This window comes from Parasphingorhabdus sp. SCSIO 66989 (genome assembly GCF_032852305.1).
Lineage (GTDB): Bacteria > Pseudomonadota > Alphaproteobacteria > Sphingomonadales > Sphingomonadaceae > Alterisphingorhabdus > Alterisphingorhabdus coralli.
The window spans coordinates 2,268,552-2,283,456 of record NZ_CP136594.1 but is presented as its reverse complement, the minus strand read 5'-3'; the positions used below and the strand labels follow the sequence as shown (position 1 = coordinate 2,283,456).

Genomic DNA, 14,905 nt, shown 5'->3' with positions numbered 1-14,905 from the left:
CTGTTTCATGTGGGTACGGTGACCGACTCTGTCCGCAGTTGCAAGATGAAAAGGGCCATCAGTGAAATTTTTTATCGCCAGAGTGTAACGCAAGCGCAACGACGCCCGAACAGTTCCATGACAGAACACATCAAGGAGTTATGATCATGCGTAAATCAATTTTGTTCGCGGCTGTTGCCAGCCTTGCCCTTGCCGCTTGTGGTGGCGCTGCTGAAGCACCGGCGGAAACCGGCAGCGAAACCGTCGCTGCGGCGGAAAGCACGGTGACCGATCTTGGCGGTACACCAAGCGGCCCCGTCTTCACCGAAAATCAAGGCGATACGCTGGCGCTGTCCGGCTATGATGCGGTGTCCTATTTTGTCGGTGACGGTGTTCCGGTGGAAGGCAGCGAAGAATTCACCGTCAAATATCAGGGCTATGACTATCGCTTTGCCAGTGAAGACAATGCCAGCACTTTCGCGGCTGACCCTGCCAAATATGTCCCGGCCTATGGCGGCTATTGTGCCTGGGCTATCGGTGCCAATAACGCACTCGCACCGGGTGATCCGAATGTTTACGAGATTGTCGATGGCACGCTCTATCTGAACTTTAACGAAGATGTTCAGAAGCGTTGGGAGCCGAAAAAGGATGAGTTCATCAAACAGGGTGATGAAAACTATCCGACCCATGATGCCAGCGAGCATTACAAGGCGTAAGCCAAGTTAAGCGCAAAAAGGGGCGTTGCCGAATGGCAGCACCCCTTTTTTTGTTTCACAGTGGCAGCAGGTTACTGCTTCTCAAATGCGACCGAAATATCCAGCTCAACCTCGTCACTGACAAACGGAATGGCATAATTAATACCAAAATCGCTGCGCTTGAGCGTGGTGGTGGCTTCAAAGCCCACGGTCTCTTTCTGGTTGAAGGGATGGGTGCCTGCACCGGTGAATGTCGTGTCCAGCGTGACCGGCTTGGTGACACCATTTAGCGTCAGGTCTCCGGTGATCTTGGCTGTTGTACCATCAACGGCAACCTCGGTTGACACGAAACGGGCATCACTAGGCTCAGGACCGAAAAAGTCGGCGGGGCCGCCATCTTTGCCGGGGCGCAGCAGATGCTCTGTCAGGCCTTCGCTTGCGGTTGTGACCTTGGCGACAGGGATAGTGATATCCACCTTGGCTCCGGTGAGATTGTCCGGCGTCATGGTCAGCGTGCCAGTGGCATCACCGAAAATGCCGAAATAGTCGTTGAAGCCAAAATGGCTGACGCGCCAGCCGATTAGCGTATGGCCGGGGTCAGTGGCATAGGTGCCGCCGGTGACGCGGCTGGCATCAACAGCGCCCGGCACCTGTGGCGCGGACTGGGCGATCAACGGTGTGGCAACAATTAGTGAGGCAAGGATAAGCGCTTTTTTCATGGGGGCACGACTCCTATTCAGGTTGGAATTATCAACCCGTGTAACATAGGAGCGCGTAGCGGCATTTGCCAGCTAATCTGTCTAGATCATCCTCCCCGTAAACGGGGAGGAGGACCGCCCAAGGCGGTAGAGGGGCACCATCGGCATGTTCCAAAATCTGATTTTATGCACGGTCTGATCAGATATCTGACCGTTAGAGCCAATACCGGAATATGCGGCCTGTGCCCCTCCACCAGCTATGCTGGTTCCCCTCCCCCGAGGGGGAGGATGTTTTAGTTCTTCGCTTTGTCGACCAGCTTGTTGGCGCCAATCCATGGCATCATTGCGCGGAGCTTCTCGCCGGTTTCCTCAATCGGATGCTCGGCCTGTTGCTTGCGTGCCGCCTTCATCTCGGGGTTGCCGACGGCATTATCGAGCATGAAGTTCTTCACGAAACGGCCTGACTGGATATCGTCGAGCACGCGCTTCATCTCGGCACGGGTTTCGTCGGTGATGATGCGTGGGCCGGTCTGATAATCACCATATTCAGCGGTGTTGCTGATCGAATAGCGCATATTGGCGATGCCGCCTTCATACATCAGATCGACGATCAGCTTGACCTCGTGCAGACACTCAAAATAGGCCATTTCCGGGGCATATCCGGCATCGACCAGCGTTTCAAAACCGGCCATCACCAGATTGCTGACACCACCGCAGAGCACTGCCTGTTCGCCGAAGAGATCGGTTTCGCACTCTTCTTTGAAATTGGTCTCGATAATGCCCGAGCGACCACCGCCGAGAGCGGCGGCATAGGAAATGGCGAGTGCCTTGGCATAGCCATTACCCGCATGCTGGCTGCTTTCCTGATCCACCGCGATCAGGCAGGGGACGCCGCCGCCACGCTCATATTCAGAGCGCACCGTATGGCCCGGGCCTTTGGGTGCGATCATGATAACGTCAACATCAGGCCGCGCTTCGATCAGGCCGAAATGCACATTCAGGCCATGGGCGAAGGCCAGGGCGGAACCGGGCTGCATATGCGCGGCTAGTTCTTCATTATAGATTTTCGCCTGATGCTCGTCTGGTGCCAGCATCATGATAACATCTGCCCAGGCCGCCGCTTCCGCATTGGTCATCACCTCAAAGCCAGCATCTTCGGCCTTTTTGCGGGTAGCCGAGCCTTCACGCAGCGCAATCGCTACCTGCTTCACGCCGCTGTCGCGCAGATTTTGCGCATGGGCATGGCCCTGGCTGCCATAGCCAACAACCGCGACCTTCTTCTCGCGGATCAGTTCCATCTCGGCATCGGAATCATAATAAACTTGCATGATGTGGGTTCCTTATTGTCTCGATTGTCTCAAAAAAGCAGGGCACCAATCGCGGTAAAGGCGATGGCAGAAAGTATGATCCAGCCCGGATGACGCCGCTTGGTTGCGAGCGCATGGAAGATTGCCAGGCCGAAAAAAGTCATGCCGATCAATGTGATCAGCGGCGGGTAAACCATCACTGCATCGGCTGCGACCAGAAACAGATAGGCCGCAACCAGCAGGATGATGAAACTGGTCGAGTGCCAGGCAAACAGCATGATGGCGCGATTAGTATCGTCGCGCAGCATGCCGTGCTGCTCCGCCAGCACTGGTCCGAGCAGCACCCTGTGACCAGCCAGCGAATGAAAGAGCGCAAGCAGCACCATCAATGCGCCTGAAGCGGACAGCAATATCGCGGTCATGAGGCAGTCGAACCGCGGGCAATGGCGACGACGCCGGTGCGACCAACCTCGACCAGTCCGACCTGCCGCATAAGGTCAATAAAAGTCCCGATCTTACTCGGGCCGCCGGTGATCTCGAAGACAAAGCTCTCCGTCGTCGCATCAACAACGCGGGCGCGATAGACATCGGCCAGACGCAGTGCCTCGATACGATGATCGCCAACGCCCGCGACCTTGACCAGTGCAAGCTCGCGCTGCACATGCGGGCCACGTTCAGTGAGGTCAGAAACATTATGGACCGGGACCAGCCGATCAAGCTGGGCAATGATCTGCTCGATCACCGCAGGCGGACCCTTGGTGACAATGGTGATACGGCTGATCGTATGATCTTCGCTGATATCCGCCACGGTCAGGCTCTCAATATTATAGCCGCGCGCGGTGAACATACCCGCGATACGCGCCAATATACCCGCCTCATTGTCGACGATAACGGTCAGGACATGCCGTTCTTTGATCTCTTTTTCTATATACATCAGACCAGCGCCTTTGCCTCGTCATCGGCCTCGCCGGTCACATCATCATCGCTGTGCAGCAGGATTTCGGTATGTGCTGCGCCGGATGGGATCATCGGGAAGCAATTGGCCAGTTTGGCGACGCGGCAATCGACCATGACCGGGCCATCGGTTTCGATCATACGGGCAATACCATCATCCAACTCATCGCGCGTTTCGATGCGGATACCGGTCCAGCCATAGGCTTCAGCCAGCGCAACGAAATCGGGCAGGGCATCGGAATAGCTTTCCGAATATCGGCTGCCATGGTTGAGCTGCTGCCATTGGCGCACCATGCCCATATATTCATTGTTGAGGATGAAGATTTTGACCGGCAGCTTATACTGGGTCGCCGTCGCCAGCTCCTGAATATTCATCTGGATTGAGGCTTCGCCAGCGACGTCGATCACCAGCGCATCAGGGAAGGCCAGTTGCGCACCGATGGCGGCGGGCAGGCCATAGCCCATGGTGCCTAAGCCGCCACTGGTGAGCCATTTATTCGGCCCTTCAAAATGATAATGCTGCGCTGCCCACATCTGGTGTTGGCCAACTTCGGTGGTGATGATGGCATCATGCGCTTTGGCTGCTGCATAAAGCTGCGCAATGGCGCGTTGGGGCATGATCACGTCGCTATCGTCTTCCGGGTAGGACAGGGACTCACGGGCACGCCAGCCTTTGATGCGCGACCACCATTCGCTGTAATCTTGCGGCACGCAATTCTCTGAATCCCAGCGGTCCGCGAGCGCCTCCATAAACGCGCCAACATCGGCAACCACCGGAAGGTCGACGCGGACATTTTTGTTGATGGAGGAGCGGTCGATATCGACATGGACCTTGGTCGAGTTGGGCGAAAAGGCATCTAACCTTCCGGTCACCCGATCATCAAAACGCGCGCCGAGGCAGAGAATCAGATCGGCGCGGTTCATCGCCAGATTGGCCTCATAGGTGCCGTGCATGCCCAACATGCCTAGCCATTGCTTCTCTGAAGCCGGATATGCACCAAGACCCATTAATGTCGATGTCACCGGCGCACCGGTCAGCTTGGCGAGACGACGCAGCTGCTCGCTCGCTTCCGGGCCGCTATTGATAATGCCGCCGCCGGTATAGAGGATCGGCGACTTGGCTTTTTTGAGCAGGTCGAGCGTCGCATCGACATCTTGCGGGTCGGGCGCATGGGCGGGGCGATAGGTCTTGTGCTGGGTGACCGGCTTGGCATCGGACTCGGCGCTGGCAACCTGCACATTTTTCGGGATATCCACGACCACCGGGCCGGGGCGACCGCTGGTGGCGATATAAAATGCCTCATGCAGTTTTGCACCGAGCTTGGCCGGGTCTTTCACCAGAAAATTATGCTTGGTGCAGTGGCGGGTCAGGCCGACCGTATCGGCTTCCTGAAAGGCGTCGGTACCGATCAGCGTGGTCGGAACCTGTCCGGTGATGACCACCATCGGGATTGAATCCATAAACGCATCGGCGATGCCGGTAATGGTGTTGGTCGCACCGGGGCCGGAGGTGACAAGAACCACGCCGGGTTTTCCGGTGGCACGGGCATAGCCTTCCGCGGCATGGGCCGCGCCCTGTTCATGGCGGACAAGAATATGGCGCAGCTTGTTATGCTGAAAAATGGCATCATAGATGGGTAGCACCGCGCCGCCGGGATAGCCGAAAATCACTTCGACACCCTGATCGACAAGAGCTTCCACCAAGATTTCCGCGCCGGTTTTTTCGGCCACTGTTCCAACCTCTTCTATCATGACATGAGAAAAACGAATCTGTCGGTAAACACGATGCTGCCGTGCAGCAACCGCGGCGTAATATGAATCACAAAATGTTATGTCAACAACATATCGTATAATTTTGTTACTAATTTATCTCTATTTTCGACATTTATTGTGCCTTCATGACGCGGCCATGCGCTATCCGATTGGTTGCTGAACCAGGTATATTGCCGTTTGGCATAGCGCCGCGTTTCCATCTGGCCATTGGCAATCATGGATTCGTGATCAATCTCGCCCGCTAGCCATGCGGCGATTTGTGGTACACCAATGGCGCGCATAACAGGCAGGGTATCGGGCAATTCGCGGGCGACGAGCGCTTCGACTTCCGCGATAGCGCCCTGATCCAGCATCGCGATAAAGCGCTGATCGCATCGGGCATAGAGCCAATCCCGTGGTGGTAATAGGATAAGCGGCACGAGCGAAATATTGTCGCTTATGCCGCCAGCCTTCTCCTTGCGCCAATCGGTAATGCTTCGGCCTGTCTGGCGTGCTACTTCCAGAGCGCGCTGGATACGGCTGGTATCATTGGGATGCAGTTCGCGGGCTGCGACAGAGTCTTCTATTTCGAGCGCTGCCCAAGCCTGCTCCGTTGTCAGGTCGCGCACTTCTTTCCGCACATCTGCAGCGATATCAGGAACAGGCGCGATGCCATCCAGCAATGTACGCAGATACATGCCGGTGCCACCGACCAGTATCGGGATGGTGTCGGCTTGGTGCGTGGCAGCGATTTCAGCGCGCGCATCTGCGGCCCAATCGGCAGCCGAAAAAGGTTCTGCGCCATCACGATAGCCAAAGAGCCGATGCTCTATGCCTGCCATTTCATCTGCATCAGGTCGTGCCGAAAGGACGGCCAAATCGCGATAGACCTGACTGGCATCGGCATTGATAACCACAGCATCCCGGCCGTCATTTTTCAGCCTCTGCGCCAACGCCACCGCCATTCCGCTCTTGCCGCTGGCGGTTGGTCCGGCAATAAGCGCAACGGGTGGTTTGTCGCTCGCCAGAGAGGATTCTTTGATGCTCATAGTCACGCTCATAGCAGCAAATGCCGACACGCCATCCCCCGGATCGGTGTTGGATGTTGGAGAAGCCCTAAGCCTGTTGGAAAGTGCCGGATACAGCGCCGGAGAGCCCTCATGGCTGGAGCCTGATCAGGTGGCGCGCATAGGGCTCACAGGTGTGAACTCTGTGAACTTAAGGGATGTGCGCAAGGCCCTGGAGCCACTTAGCGACAGAATCGATTTTGCCATTCGCCCCGCCGATGCACCGATACCCAAGCTGATGCTTTCGGACATGGACAGCACCATGATCGGACAGGAATGTATCGATGAGCTCGCCGATTTCGCCGGGGTGCGCGATGAGGTCACCGCGATTACCGAGCGCGCTATGCAGGGCGAACTCGACTTTGCCGCATCGCTCAAAGAGCGTGTTGCGTTACTCAAAGGCCTGCCTGAACATGTGATCGCCGAATGTCTTGCCGAACGCGTTTCTCCCAATCCCGGCGCGCGGACATTGGTACGGACGATGCGCAAATTGGGGGCGGATACGGTGCTGGTATCCGGTGGCTTCCATCACTTCGCCGACCCCATAGCGGCGGAAATCGGCTTTCAGGGCGTGGTGGCCAATCGGCTGGATGTCGAGGATGGCCATTTGCTGGGAACCGTATCCGGTCCGATGGTCGATGCTGCGATGAAGGCGCATGTGCTGGAACGCGAGCGCGGGCTGCTAAATCTCGCAACGGAGCAGACCATGGCCTTGGGCGATGGTGCCAATGATATTCCCATGCTCAACGCCGCGGGTTTTAGCGCCGCCTATTGCGCCAAGCCTATTGCCTATGAGGTGGCTGATTTTGCCATTCGGCACAATGGTCTCACCGCAGCGCTTTACGCGCTCGGCATCCCGCGCACCAAGTGGCAAGATTAGGCTGGCCTACTTCCGAACGCTGAAACAGTCTTGCCCATTGGCTTTCAGGCTGTTGCACAGGCGGTTGGCGTCATTGCGGCTGGCAAAGGGGCCGACTTGAAGGCGGGTCACATTTCCGGCATTCACCAGATAGGGCTGCAGGCTCGTCAGCGCTGTATTGCGGCGTTCCAGATTATTCCACAATGCCTGCGCTTTGGCTTGGGTGCTGAATGCCCCCAATTGTACTCGCCAATTACCGGTTCGGGCTGTTGGCGGCGCAGAACGCGCACTGGTAACCGGTGCAGCAGCAACAGCTTGAGTCATCGGCGCTGCCGTCGATCCTCCTGCGAAATCCGCGCCGGCTGTTCTGGGATCGATCGTGGTCGGATCAACAGTTGCGGCCACTTTCTGCGGCGCAGGCATTGCCACAGTCGATGGCGGTAATTGAGTGGAGGGAATAGCTCGTGGTGCTGCTGGCGGTGTGCGTATCGGCGCAGGCGTCGCGGGAGGATTGCTGTCCGGGGGAAGCGTTGCAGCGGCCAGTTGCCGCTGACGTTCGCGTGTTGCTTCCTGCTCCAACTGTCCGGCCAGCGTAATACCCTGTTGCCGTTGTTCCAGTGAGAGATACTGGTCCATGGCCGACAGGTTCTTCGATGCCTGAGGCAGGCCCGAAGACGAAGCCCGGGTCATCAGCGCATAGGCTCGAACCCAGTCTTTCTCCACCAGATTGCCGTTAAAATGGGCTGTACCCATCAGATATTGTGCCCGCGGCTCTCCACGTTTGGCCGATTGCTGCAGCCATGGAATCGCTTCCTGCCGCTGGTTATTCTGGAACAGGATCAAGCCATAATTGTCGGCTGCTTTAATGTGGTTTTGCTCTGCTGCCTTGCGAAACCAGTCCGCCGCCACCGTTAGGTCCATAGGGACGCCCCGGCCCAGCTTATAGGCCTGACCAAGGTTGAACTGCGCATCCGGGTCGCCATCGAGCGCGGGCTGCCGCCACTCATTTACCGCGGTGCTGAAATCGCCTTTTTCCCATGCCTCGACTCCAGTTTTCACATCGGCCAGAGCCGGAGAGGAGGTGGTCATTAGTGTGGCGATAAAAAGGGCACCAAAAGCACGGACTCTCTTGTCGGTGGATCGCATTTTGTAACTCCTCTTCGCCCCAACTTTGCGGTTAACGCGATGATATCCTTTTGACGGCAAATCTTCATTGCGAAGGGCAAAACCCTGCAACCAGATCGGCAATGTCTTTAGCTAATAATATATTAGGAAAGCGTTGACGATAGGGGATTTGGCGCAGCGACGCCGTTCTATCGACGGTGTTAACTCAAAATTAGGTCTGTTCTGCGAAACCCTTTGGAGAAGTTAAGGAACCAAGGGGATCAACGTGCGCGTTCTGGCATTGGCATCGCAAAAGGGTGGATCGGGCAAAACCACATTGTCCGGCCATTTGGCTGTTCAGGCCCAGCTTTCTGGTGCGGGTCCCGTTGTCCTTATCGATATTGACCCGCAAGGCTCATTGGCTGACTGGTGGAATGAGCGCGAAGCGGAGTACCCGGCCTTTGCCCAAACGACTGTGGCACGCTTGGCTTCTGATCTGGCTGTATTGCGCCAGCAGGGTTTCAAACTGGCGGTGATTGATACGCCGCCTGCGATTACCATGGCGATCCAAAGCGTTATCTCAGTTGCCGAGCTGATTGTCGTTCCGACGCGCCCAAGTCCGCATGATCTGCGTGCAGTCGGCGCAACAGTCGATTTATGCGAGCGTGCTGGCAAGCCGCTCGTATTCGTCGTCAACGCAGCGACGCCCAAAGCAAAAATCACTTCTGAGGCCGCCGTCGCGCTATCACAACATGGCACCGTCGCGCCGACCACCTTGCACCACCGCACCGATTTTGCCGCCTCGATGATCGATGGCCGCACGGTGATGGAGGTTGACCCAAACGGCAAGTCTGCCGCCGAGATAACGGCCTTGTGGACCTATATTTCAGACCGCCTCGAAAAGAATTTCCGCCGAACGGTTTTCAGCGCACCGGCTGCGACCCATGTCGCGCCGATGCCTGGTGCACCGCGCCCCATGGGTGGTTTTGGCCGTCGAGTAGCTGGTTCCTGAGGAGGCGATAATCATGGGTGATCCCAAACCATTGGCCTCTCTTTCATCAGGCCTGTTGGCCCGCAAAGGTGCGGCGCGCCCTGCGATGCGCCGCCAGATCAACTTTGCACCTGATCCTGTTGAGAAGGTGATGCACGAAGATCTTGGCTGGAACGATATGGGCTATGATGTCGATCCGCCGCAGCCCGCAGAGCCTGAATCGATAGACCCATCTGGTGAAAGCACTGCGAAGGAGCCGAAGAGCAATCCGCTTGCCGGAGCCATTCCCGAGGTGATTAAGCAGCAGGAAGAGCTGAATCGTAGCCTGCAGGACCAGACGAAAGCTGAAGAGCCTGTCGAGGAAACCGGCGGCGATGCGCCTGCGCGCGATATCGACGCTATCCTGTCGACCAAACCGGTGACGGCCAAGTCTGACAGCAAGCCAGTCAAAGCTGACATTGGCGACACAGCCTTGGAAAGCCACAAAACAGGCAAAACGGAACCAAAGGCCCGCACCAAGCGCGCTGCCTTCACCTTGCGCCTCGATGCCGAACGCCATTTGCGGCTGCGGCTGGCCTGTGCGGTGCAGAATCAGTCGGCGCAGCAACTGGTGACTCAGGCGCTTGACCAAATGCTCGATGCCTTACCCGAAATTGATGCGCTGGCCGGGCAGATTCCCGGACCGAAAAAGACAGTTTGAGACAGGGGTTACGATGATGACACGCAAATCTGTATGGAAAATCGCGGTTTCCTCTTTGATCATGGGAGCCAGCCTGGCCAGTTGCGCCAGCGGGAGCCAGTCGGCCCGTCCGCAATCATTGACCGCGAAGGCGGAAAAAGCGCTTGAAAAGGGCGATACGCTGGATGCGATTGCCCGGGCAGAAGAAGCCGTGAGAGTGGGACCGCGAGAAGTTGCAGCGCGTTCTGTGCTGGCGCAATCCTATCTGGCCGCCGGTCGCTTCATGTCGGCTGAAAAGACATTTGAGGACGCGCTGGAACTGGGTGATACAAGCGCCCGCACTGTGATCAGTCTCGCACTGGCCTATGTCGCCAATGACAAATCAGTCACGGCGCGAAATCTGCTGGCCGATCATCGCGATGCCATACCGGCAAGCGATTATGGTCTGGCGATGGCTCTGGCAGGGGATGTGAAACAGGGCGTGCGTTTGCTTGAAGACCTAGTGCGCAATGGCGTCAATTCGCCCAAAGTGCGTCAGAACCTCGCTTATAGCTACGCGTTGGATGGCCGCTGGAGCGAAGCGAAACTGCTCGCCAGCCAGGACGTCTCGCCTGAACAGGCCAATGCACGCATCCTTGAATGGGCCCGCACCGCACGACCTGATCTGGCGCAGATGCGCGTCGCTGCTCTTTTGGGCGTAAAGGCCTATCAGGCGGATGATGGCCAGCCTGCGCAACTCGCCCTCGCACCGCAGACGGAAAATGAAATGGCGGTTGCCCTGACCGATACGGTCATGCAGGCGGAGGCCAAAGCCGAAGCGGAGAAGCTTGAGAAAGCTCCGGAAAAACCAGAGTTCGAGGCCGAGTCTGCGCCAAGCGTCGCGGTCCCGCAAGCGCCAGTGCAACTGGCCGCTGCGGCTCCTGTTCCGCTGATTGCTGCTCCGGAAAAGCCTATTCGGGTCAAGCAGGTTGAGTCGATTGAAATTCCTGCTGCAAAACCTGCGAAAGCGACACCTGCACCCAAAGCCGTCGCAAAGCCTGCTCCGGCGCGCGCAGCCTTTCGCGCGGCCAATTCCGGTAGCGTGCGCGAAGGCAGCTATATCGTGCAGCTTGGTGCATTCTCGTCACAGGCAAATGCTGAGCGGGCATGGTCAGTCTTTTCTGGCAAATATCGCGAATTGCGCGGCTTTGATCATGTGCGGACGCCGGTCACCTCGCGCGGCCGCAAGTTGCATCGCGTATCGGCTGCCGGTCTTGGTAATCGCCAGTCCGCCATTGCAATGTGCAATGGTATCAAAGCGAGCGGCGGCAGCTGCATTGTCCGCAAGGCGGGCAAATCCATTGCCGGAACCCGCTTCGCATCGCGCTAAATCACTAGCGTTCTATTCAGGCTTTTTGCGTAGCGCATCTGCTAATGAGGCGGTTGCGCTGCCGCGCCGTGCGGGCTTGGGTTGATCGGGGGAGGGGGCCCAGCCGCTTATCCAGATAAATTCCAGCTGTTCTGCTGTCTTGCCATCATCATCGGCTTGATTTGCGAAGTTGCGGAACGCGGCGATCAGCCCTGATTTGCTGACGGGATAGAGCGCTCCGGCCAGAGCATTGGTGCCGCCAAAGGCGCGGATATCGCGCACCAGTCCCATCATATCCGAATAGCGCAATCGCATGCTGTCGCTGTCGGTCACCGGCATGGTGAAGCCGCAACGGCTGAGTAAGTTGCCGGCTGCGCGAACATCAATTTGCGGATGGATATGCGGGGTCGCTTTGGCCTCATCTGCAGCTATCATGGCGGCTTTAAGCCGGGACATGCTGCCTGCCCCGAGCATCGCGCCGAGGAATAGCCCATCAGGCTTCAGCGCGCGGCGTATCTGGATCAACAGACCTGGCAGGTCATTCACCGCATCCAATATACCAAGGCTGATTACCAGATCGGGCCTGCCGATAGTCTCTGGCAGGATATCCCAACGGTCCAGTTTCACCGGGTCTGTGCCATCCACAGGCACGATATCGCAAAGAGTTGCTGCAATATCGCGATCAGCTAAGGCATCGAGAAGCGATTTCGGCGCATTGCCAATTATCAATGCTTCTCTGAAATCACGTGTAACCCATTCCAGTCGAGCGATAATTTCCTCAGCCATCAGTTCAGAGACAATATCCGCCTTTGGGTCACGGGTCCGGATCGTATGCGCACGGGCGCGATGCAGGCTTTGACGGTGCGTATCGAAAATGTCTTTGGGACCATCTTGAGTCATGCCGGGCCTTGTGCCGCGAGAAGATTGGCGCGACAAGAGGCTATGGCCGTTGATCCGCAAGACTCCGCCATGATGCGCTTTGTCAGGCCCGGCCTTGATCTGCTGCTGCCACCGCGCTGTCCCTTATCGGGCGAGATGGTGAGTGATACCAATAGCTTCAGCCCGTCCAGCTGGTCCAAGCTCAATTTTATCAGTGCGCCGCAATGTAAAAGCTGCGGCAAGCCTATGGGCGATGAAGCGGCAGGGGAGGAGCTGATATGCGCTTCCTGTATACAGACCCCGCCTATCCATGACGGGATACGGGCGGTGGTGGTCTATGATGAATTCTCGCGCCCGATTGTGCTGCGGTTGAAACATGCCGGACGGATTGGATTGGCCAGTTTTATCGCGCATTTTCTCGATAGCCGCATATCTGACATGCCCGATGATACATTGATCATCCCGGTTCCGCTGCACCGCTGGCGGATATGGCGGCGTGGCTTTAACCAGGCACAGTTAATTGGCCGGGCGTTGGCCAAACTCACCGGGATGGAAATGCGCGATGATCTGCTGATGCGGGTCAAGCCAACGCCGCCGCTGAAACAGATGCGCGCGCGTGAACGCGCCAAGGCGGTGAGCGGTGCCTTTGCTGTAAGCGATGATGCGAAGAGGATAGTCAGCGGACGGACTATCTTGCTCGTCGATGATGTCTACACCACCGGAGCCACCGCCAATAGCTGTGTCCGTTTGCTCAAAGGTGCGGGCGCGAACAGGGTTGTGATTGCCTGTTGGGCGCGTGTGCTGGCAACGGGTGAGACATAGAGCTCTTGCGCTGGCGGCTTGCTTTTTCCGCCTATGCGCCCCATTTGGTCTGCAAACACAGGAAAGCTGAAAACCATGCCTAAAGTTGAAATCTATACCAAATTCACCTGCCCCTATTGCGCGCGTGCCAAAGCATTGCTGCAAGAGAAGGGCGCGAGCTTTGAAGAATATGAAATCTCAATGGGAGGCCCCAAGCGCGAGGAAATGATCCAGCGCGCCAATGGTCGGACCACCGTGCCGCAGATATTCATTGATGATCACCATATTGGCGGATCGGATGATCTTGCCGAGCTGGAAGCTTCTGGCAAGCTGGACCCGCTGCTCGCCGCGTAAATGCCTTCGATGAGCGCCATGCATCGCATTGCTGTTCTGCAGATGACCAGCGGCATTGACTGGCGCGCCAATGCCAAGACCATTGATGATGCACTGCAAGAGGCAGCATCCGGTGGAGCGGGCATGGTGTTCACTCCGGAAATGTCGGGCCTGCTTGACCGCAAACGCAGTCGTGCGACACCGGATATCGTTGCCGAAAAGGACAGCGCGTTTATCAGCGAGATGCAACGGTCAGCGGCCCAGCATGGCATTTGGCTGGCGCTGGGCTCGCATCCGGTGCTGCACGTGGACGGAAAATGGCGCAATCGGTCGCTGCTGATCGATGATAAGGGCCAGATGCAGGCACGCTATGACAAGATTCATCTGTTCGATGTGACCCTCGGCAATGGCGATGATTGGCGTGAGTCCGCCGTCTATGGCGCGGGGGAAGAGGTCGTTACAGCCGAAACACCCGCAGGATTGCTCGGCCTTACCATCTGCTATGATATCCGATTCCCGGAACTCTATCGCGCGCTGGCTCTGCGCCAGCCCGATATCATTACGATTCCGGCTGCCTTCACCGTACCTACCGGCAAGGCGCATTGGTCGGTTTTGGTGCGTGCCCGTGCGATTGAAGCGCAAGCCTTTGTGGTCGCCGCAGCGCAATGCGGCAGCCATGAAGATGGCCGCTCCACCTATGGCCATTCGATGGTTGTCGATCCATGGGGTGAGGTGCTGCTGGAGATGGATGACCAGCCCGGTCTGGCGCTGGTTGATCTGGATATGAGCCGCATCGCTGCTGTCCGCGAAAAACTCCCGGCCCTTGCCAATGCGCGCAACATCGGCAAAGGGATGGGCGCATGATAGTTTTTGATCTCCAATGCAAACATGGCCATGTGTTTGAAGGCTGGTTTGGTTCGTCTGAAGACTATGACGGGCAACAGGAGCGCGGCCTGCTCGTCTGTCCGATATGTGGCAATTCAGAGGTCTCCAAGGCAGTGATGGCGCCCAATGTTGGCCGCAAGGGCAATCAGTTGGCGGCTGCTACTCCCGCCGAGGATGAGGCATCGCAGCCAGCGGCCCCTGCAGTTCCAGCGACAGCGAAGCCAGCATCTCCTGGGTCTGTGCCAGCGGAAACCGAAGCGCCCAAGGCACCTGTCGTTGCAAATGGTGAAGGCCCCGCACCGGCAGAAATCAAGCAACTGCTGACCTCGCTGGCCAAAGCCCAGTCAAAGGCTCTGGAACAATCCACATGGGTTGGTCGCGATTTCGCCGATCAGGTCCGTGCCATGCATTATGGCGAGGCCGATAAGGAACACATCCATGGCGAGGCCAGCCCCAAAGAGACCGAGGAACTTCTGGAAGAGGGCGTCGAACTGATGCCGCTGCCATTCCCGGTGCAGCCGCCGGAAAAGCAGAACTGAGATTGTGCTCGGTAATGCCTTAAGGTTCTTTCCGA

17 protein-coding genes are annotated in these 14,905 nt (G+C 57.3%); 9 read left to right on the top strand and 8 right to left on the bottom strand.

Annotation, left to right across the window (positions count from 1 at the left end):
* Nucleotides 1-146: 146 nt before the first annotated feature.
* Nucleotides 147-695, top strand: coding sequence for a YHS domain-containing (seleno)protein (locus RB602_RS10655; protein WP_317080551.1), 549 nt, complete (start codon nucleotides 147-149; stop codon nucleotides 693-695).
* Nucleotides 696-766: 71 nt separating this feature from the next.
* Here RB602_RS10655 and RB602_RS10650 read toward each other — a convergent pair whose 3' ends face one another.
* The 6 genes from RB602_RS10650 to miaA form a co-directional block, all read right to left on the bottom strand.
* Complete coding sequence (locus RB602_RS10650) at nucleotides 767-1,393, bottom strand: YceI family protein (protein WP_317080549.1); 627 nt, start codon at nucleotides 1,391-1,393, stop codon at nucleotides 767-769.
* Between the two features lie 272 nt (nucleotides 1,394-1,665).
* On the bottom strand, nucleotides 1,666-2,700 hold the full coding sequence (gene ilvC / locus RB602_RS10645) for a ketol-acid reductoisomerase (RefSeq protein WP_317080548.1): 1,035 nt from the start codon (nucleotides 2,698-2,700) through the stop codon (nucleotides 1,666-1,668).
* A 29-nt stretch (nucleotides 2,701-2,729) separates the two neighbouring features.
* The gene (locus RB602_RS10640) at nucleotides 2,730-3,065 is read right to left on the bottom strand and encodes a hypothetical protein (RefSeq protein ID WP_317080547.1); all 336 of its coding nucleotides are present in this window, start codon (nucleotides 3,063-3,065) and stop codon (nucleotides 2,730-2,732) included.
* A 32-nt stretch (nucleotides 3,066-3,097) separates the two neighbouring features.
* Entirely contained in the window at nucleotides 3,098-3,613 is a 516-nt protein-coding gene (gene ilvN / locus RB602_RS10635; protein ID WP_317080546.1) for an acetolactate synthase small subunit, read from the bottom strand.
* Nucleotides 3,613-5,364, bottom strand: coding sequence for an acetolactate synthase 3 large subunit (locus RB602_RS10630; protein ID WP_317080544.1), 1,752 nt, complete (start codon nucleotides 5,362-5,364; stop codon nucleotides 3,613-3,615). Before RB602_RS10630 ends, ilvN begins: the two co-directional genes overlap by 1 nt.
* A 98-nt stretch (nucleotides 5,365-5,462) precedes the next feature.
* Entirely contained in the window at nucleotides 5,463-6,434 is a 972-nt protein-coding gene (miaA, locus tag RB602_RS10625) for a tRNA (adenosine(37)-N6)-dimethylallyltransferase MiaA (RefSeq protein WP_317080542.1), read from the bottom strand.
* On the opposite strand from miaA, the gene serB reads away from it, so the two are divergent.
* Nucleotides 6,427-7,332, top strand: coding sequence for a phosphoserine phosphatase SerB (gene serB, locus RB602_RS10620; protein WP_317080540.1), 906 nt, complete (start codon nucleotides 6,427-6,429; stop codon nucleotides 7,330-7,332). The two genes, miaA and serB, sit on opposite strands and share 8 nt — an antisense overlap.
* A 6-nt stretch (nucleotides 7,333-7,338) precedes the next feature.
* Here the strand turns inward: serB and RB602_RS10615 are convergent, their stop codons facing one another.
* Nucleotides 7,339-8,400: an SPOR domain-containing protein gene (locus tag RB602_RS10615; protein WP_317080539.1), complete on the bottom strand. Its 1,062-nt coding sequence runs from the start codon at nucleotides 8,398-8,400 to the stop codon at nucleotides 7,339-7,341.
* A 301-nt stretch (nucleotides 8,401-8,701) separates the two neighbouring features.
* Between RB602_RS10615 and RB602_RS10610 the strand changes: the two genes are divergently transcribed.
* Genes RB602_RS10610 through RB602_RS10600 form a run of 3 tightly spaced genes read left to right on the top strand, consistent with a single transcriptional unit; the run spans nucleotide 8,702 to nucleotide 11,454 of the window.
* Nucleotides 8,702-9,427 carry an AAA family ATPase gene (locus RB602_RS10610; RefSeq protein WP_317080538.1) on the top strand — a complete coding sequence of 242 codons (726 nt, stop codon included), beginning with the start codon at nucleotides 8,702-8,704 and terminating at the stop codon, nucleotides 9,425-9,427.
* Nucleotides 9,428-9,440: 13 nt separating this feature from the next.
* Nucleotides 9,441-10,106: a hypothetical protein gene (locus RB602_RS10605; RefSeq protein WP_317080537.1), complete on the top strand. Its 666-nt coding sequence runs from the start codon at nucleotides 9,441-9,443 to the stop codon at nucleotides 10,104-10,106.
* A 13-nt stretch (nucleotides 10,107-10,119) separates the two neighbouring features.
* The gene (locus RB602_RS10600) at nucleotides 10,120-11,454 is read left to right on the top strand and encodes an SPOR domain-containing protein (RefSeq protein WP_317080536.1); all 1,335 of its coding nucleotides are present in this window, start codon (nucleotides 10,120-10,122) and stop codon (nucleotides 11,452-11,454) included.
* 12 nt (nucleotides 11,455-11,466) lie between these two features.
* On the opposite strand, the gene RB602_RS10595 is transcribed toward RB602_RS10600, so the two are convergent.
* The gene (locus RB602_RS10595; protein WP_317080535.1) at nucleotides 11,467-12,333 is read right to left on the bottom strand and encodes a class I SAM-dependent methyltransferase; all 867 of its coding nucleotides are present in this window, start codon (nucleotides 12,331-12,333) and stop codon (nucleotides 11,467-11,469) included.
* Between the two features lie 69 nt (nucleotides 12,334-12,402).
* Between RB602_RS10595 and RB602_RS10590 the strand changes: the two genes are divergently transcribed.
* The 4 genes from RB602_RS10590 to RB602_RS10575 all read left to right on the top strand — a co-directional run bounded on the left by RB602_RS10590 (nucleotide 12,403) and on the right by RB602_RS10575 (nucleotide 14,870).
* On the top strand, nucleotides 12,403-13,134 hold the full coding sequence (locus tag RB602_RS10590; RefSeq protein ID WP_317080534.1) for a ComF family protein: 732 nt from the start codon (nucleotides 12,403-12,405) through the stop codon (nucleotides 13,132-13,134).
* Nucleotides 13,135-13,209: 75 nt separating this feature from the next.
* Nucleotides 13,210-13,467, top strand: coding sequence for a glutaredoxin 3 (gene grxC / locus RB602_RS10585; RefSeq protein ID WP_317080533.1), 258 nt, complete (start codon nucleotides 13,210-13,212; stop codon nucleotides 13,465-13,467).
* Between the two features lie 18 nt (nucleotides 13,468-13,485).
* The gene (locus tag RB602_RS10580) at nucleotides 13,486-14,310 is read left to right on the top strand and encodes a carbon-nitrogen hydrolase family protein (protein WP_317084496.1); all 825 of its coding nucleotides are present in this window, start codon (nucleotides 13,486-13,488) and stop codon (nucleotides 14,308-14,310) included.
* Nucleotides 14,307-14,870 (top strand): DUF1178 family protein, encoded by a 564-nt coding sequence (locus RB602_RS10575; RefSeq protein WP_317080532.1) that lies wholly within the window; start codon nucleotides 14,307-14,309, stop codon nucleotides 14,868-14,870. The genes RB602_RS10580 and RB602_RS10575 overlap by 4 nt, the downstream gene beginning before the upstream one ends.
* The last annotated feature ends 35 nt before the right edge of the window (nucleotides 14,871-14,905 follow it).

Bases quoted from the DNA above. Each gene is read 5' to 3' on its own strand.
- RB602_RS10650 (WP_317080549.1), bottom strand. From the start codon at position 1,393: ATGAAAAAAGCGCTTATCCTTGCCTCACTAATTGTTGCCACACCGTTG.
- RB602_RS10605 (WP_317080537.1), top strand. From the start codon at position 9,441: ATGGGTGATCCCAAACCATTGGCCTCTCTTTCATCAGGCCTGTTGGCC.
- ilvC (WP_317080548.1), bottom strand. From the start codon at position 2,700: ATGCAAGTTTATTATGATTCCGATGCCGAGATGGAACTGATCCGCGAG.
- RB602_RS10640 (WP_317080547.1), bottom strand. From the start codon at position 3,065: ATGGTGCTGCTTGCGCTCTTTCATTCGCTGGCTGGTCACAGGGTGCTG.
- RB602_RS10595 (WP_317080535.1), bottom strand. From the start codon at position 12,333: ATGACTCAAGATGGTCCCAAAGACATTTTCGATACGCACCGTCAAAGC.
- serB (WP_317080540.1), top strand. From the start codon at position 6,427: ATGCTCATAGTCACGCTCATAGCAGCAAATGCCGACACGCCATCCCCC.
- grxC (WP_317080533.1), top strand. From the start codon at position 13,210: ATGCCTAAAGTTGAAATCTATACCAAATTCACCTGCCCCTATTGCGCG.
- RB602_RS10575 (WP_317080532.1), top strand. From the start codon at position 14,307: ATGATAGTTTTTGATCTCCAATGCAAACATGGCCATGTGTTTGAAGGC.
- ilvN (WP_317080546.1), bottom strand. From the start codon at position 3,613: ATGTATATAGAAAAAGAGATCAAAGAACGGCATGTCCTGACCGTTATC.
- RB602_RS10580 (WP_317084496.1), top strand. From the start codon at position 13,486: ATGCATCGCATTGCTGTTCTGCAGATGACCAGCGGCATTGACTGGCGC.
- RB602_RS10615 (WP_317080539.1), bottom strand. From the start codon at position 8,400: ATGACCACCTCCTCTCCGGCTCTGGCCGATGTGAAAACTGGAGTCGAG.
- RB602_RS10590 (WP_317080534.1), top strand. From the start codon at position 12,403: ATGATGCGCTTTGTCAGGCCCGGCCTTGATCTGCTGCTGCCACCGCGC.
- RB602_RS10600 (WP_317080536.1), top strand. From the start codon at position 10,120: ATGATGACACGCAAATCTGTATGGAAAATCGCGGTTTCCTCTTTGATC.
- miaA (WP_317080542.1), bottom strand. From the start codon at position 6,434: ATGAGCATCAAAGAATCCTCTCTGGCGAGCGACAAACCACCCGTTGCG.
- RB602_RS10655 (WP_317080551.1), top strand. From the start codon at position 147: ATGCGTAAATCAATTTTGTTCGCGGCTGTTGCCAGCCTTGCCCTTGCC.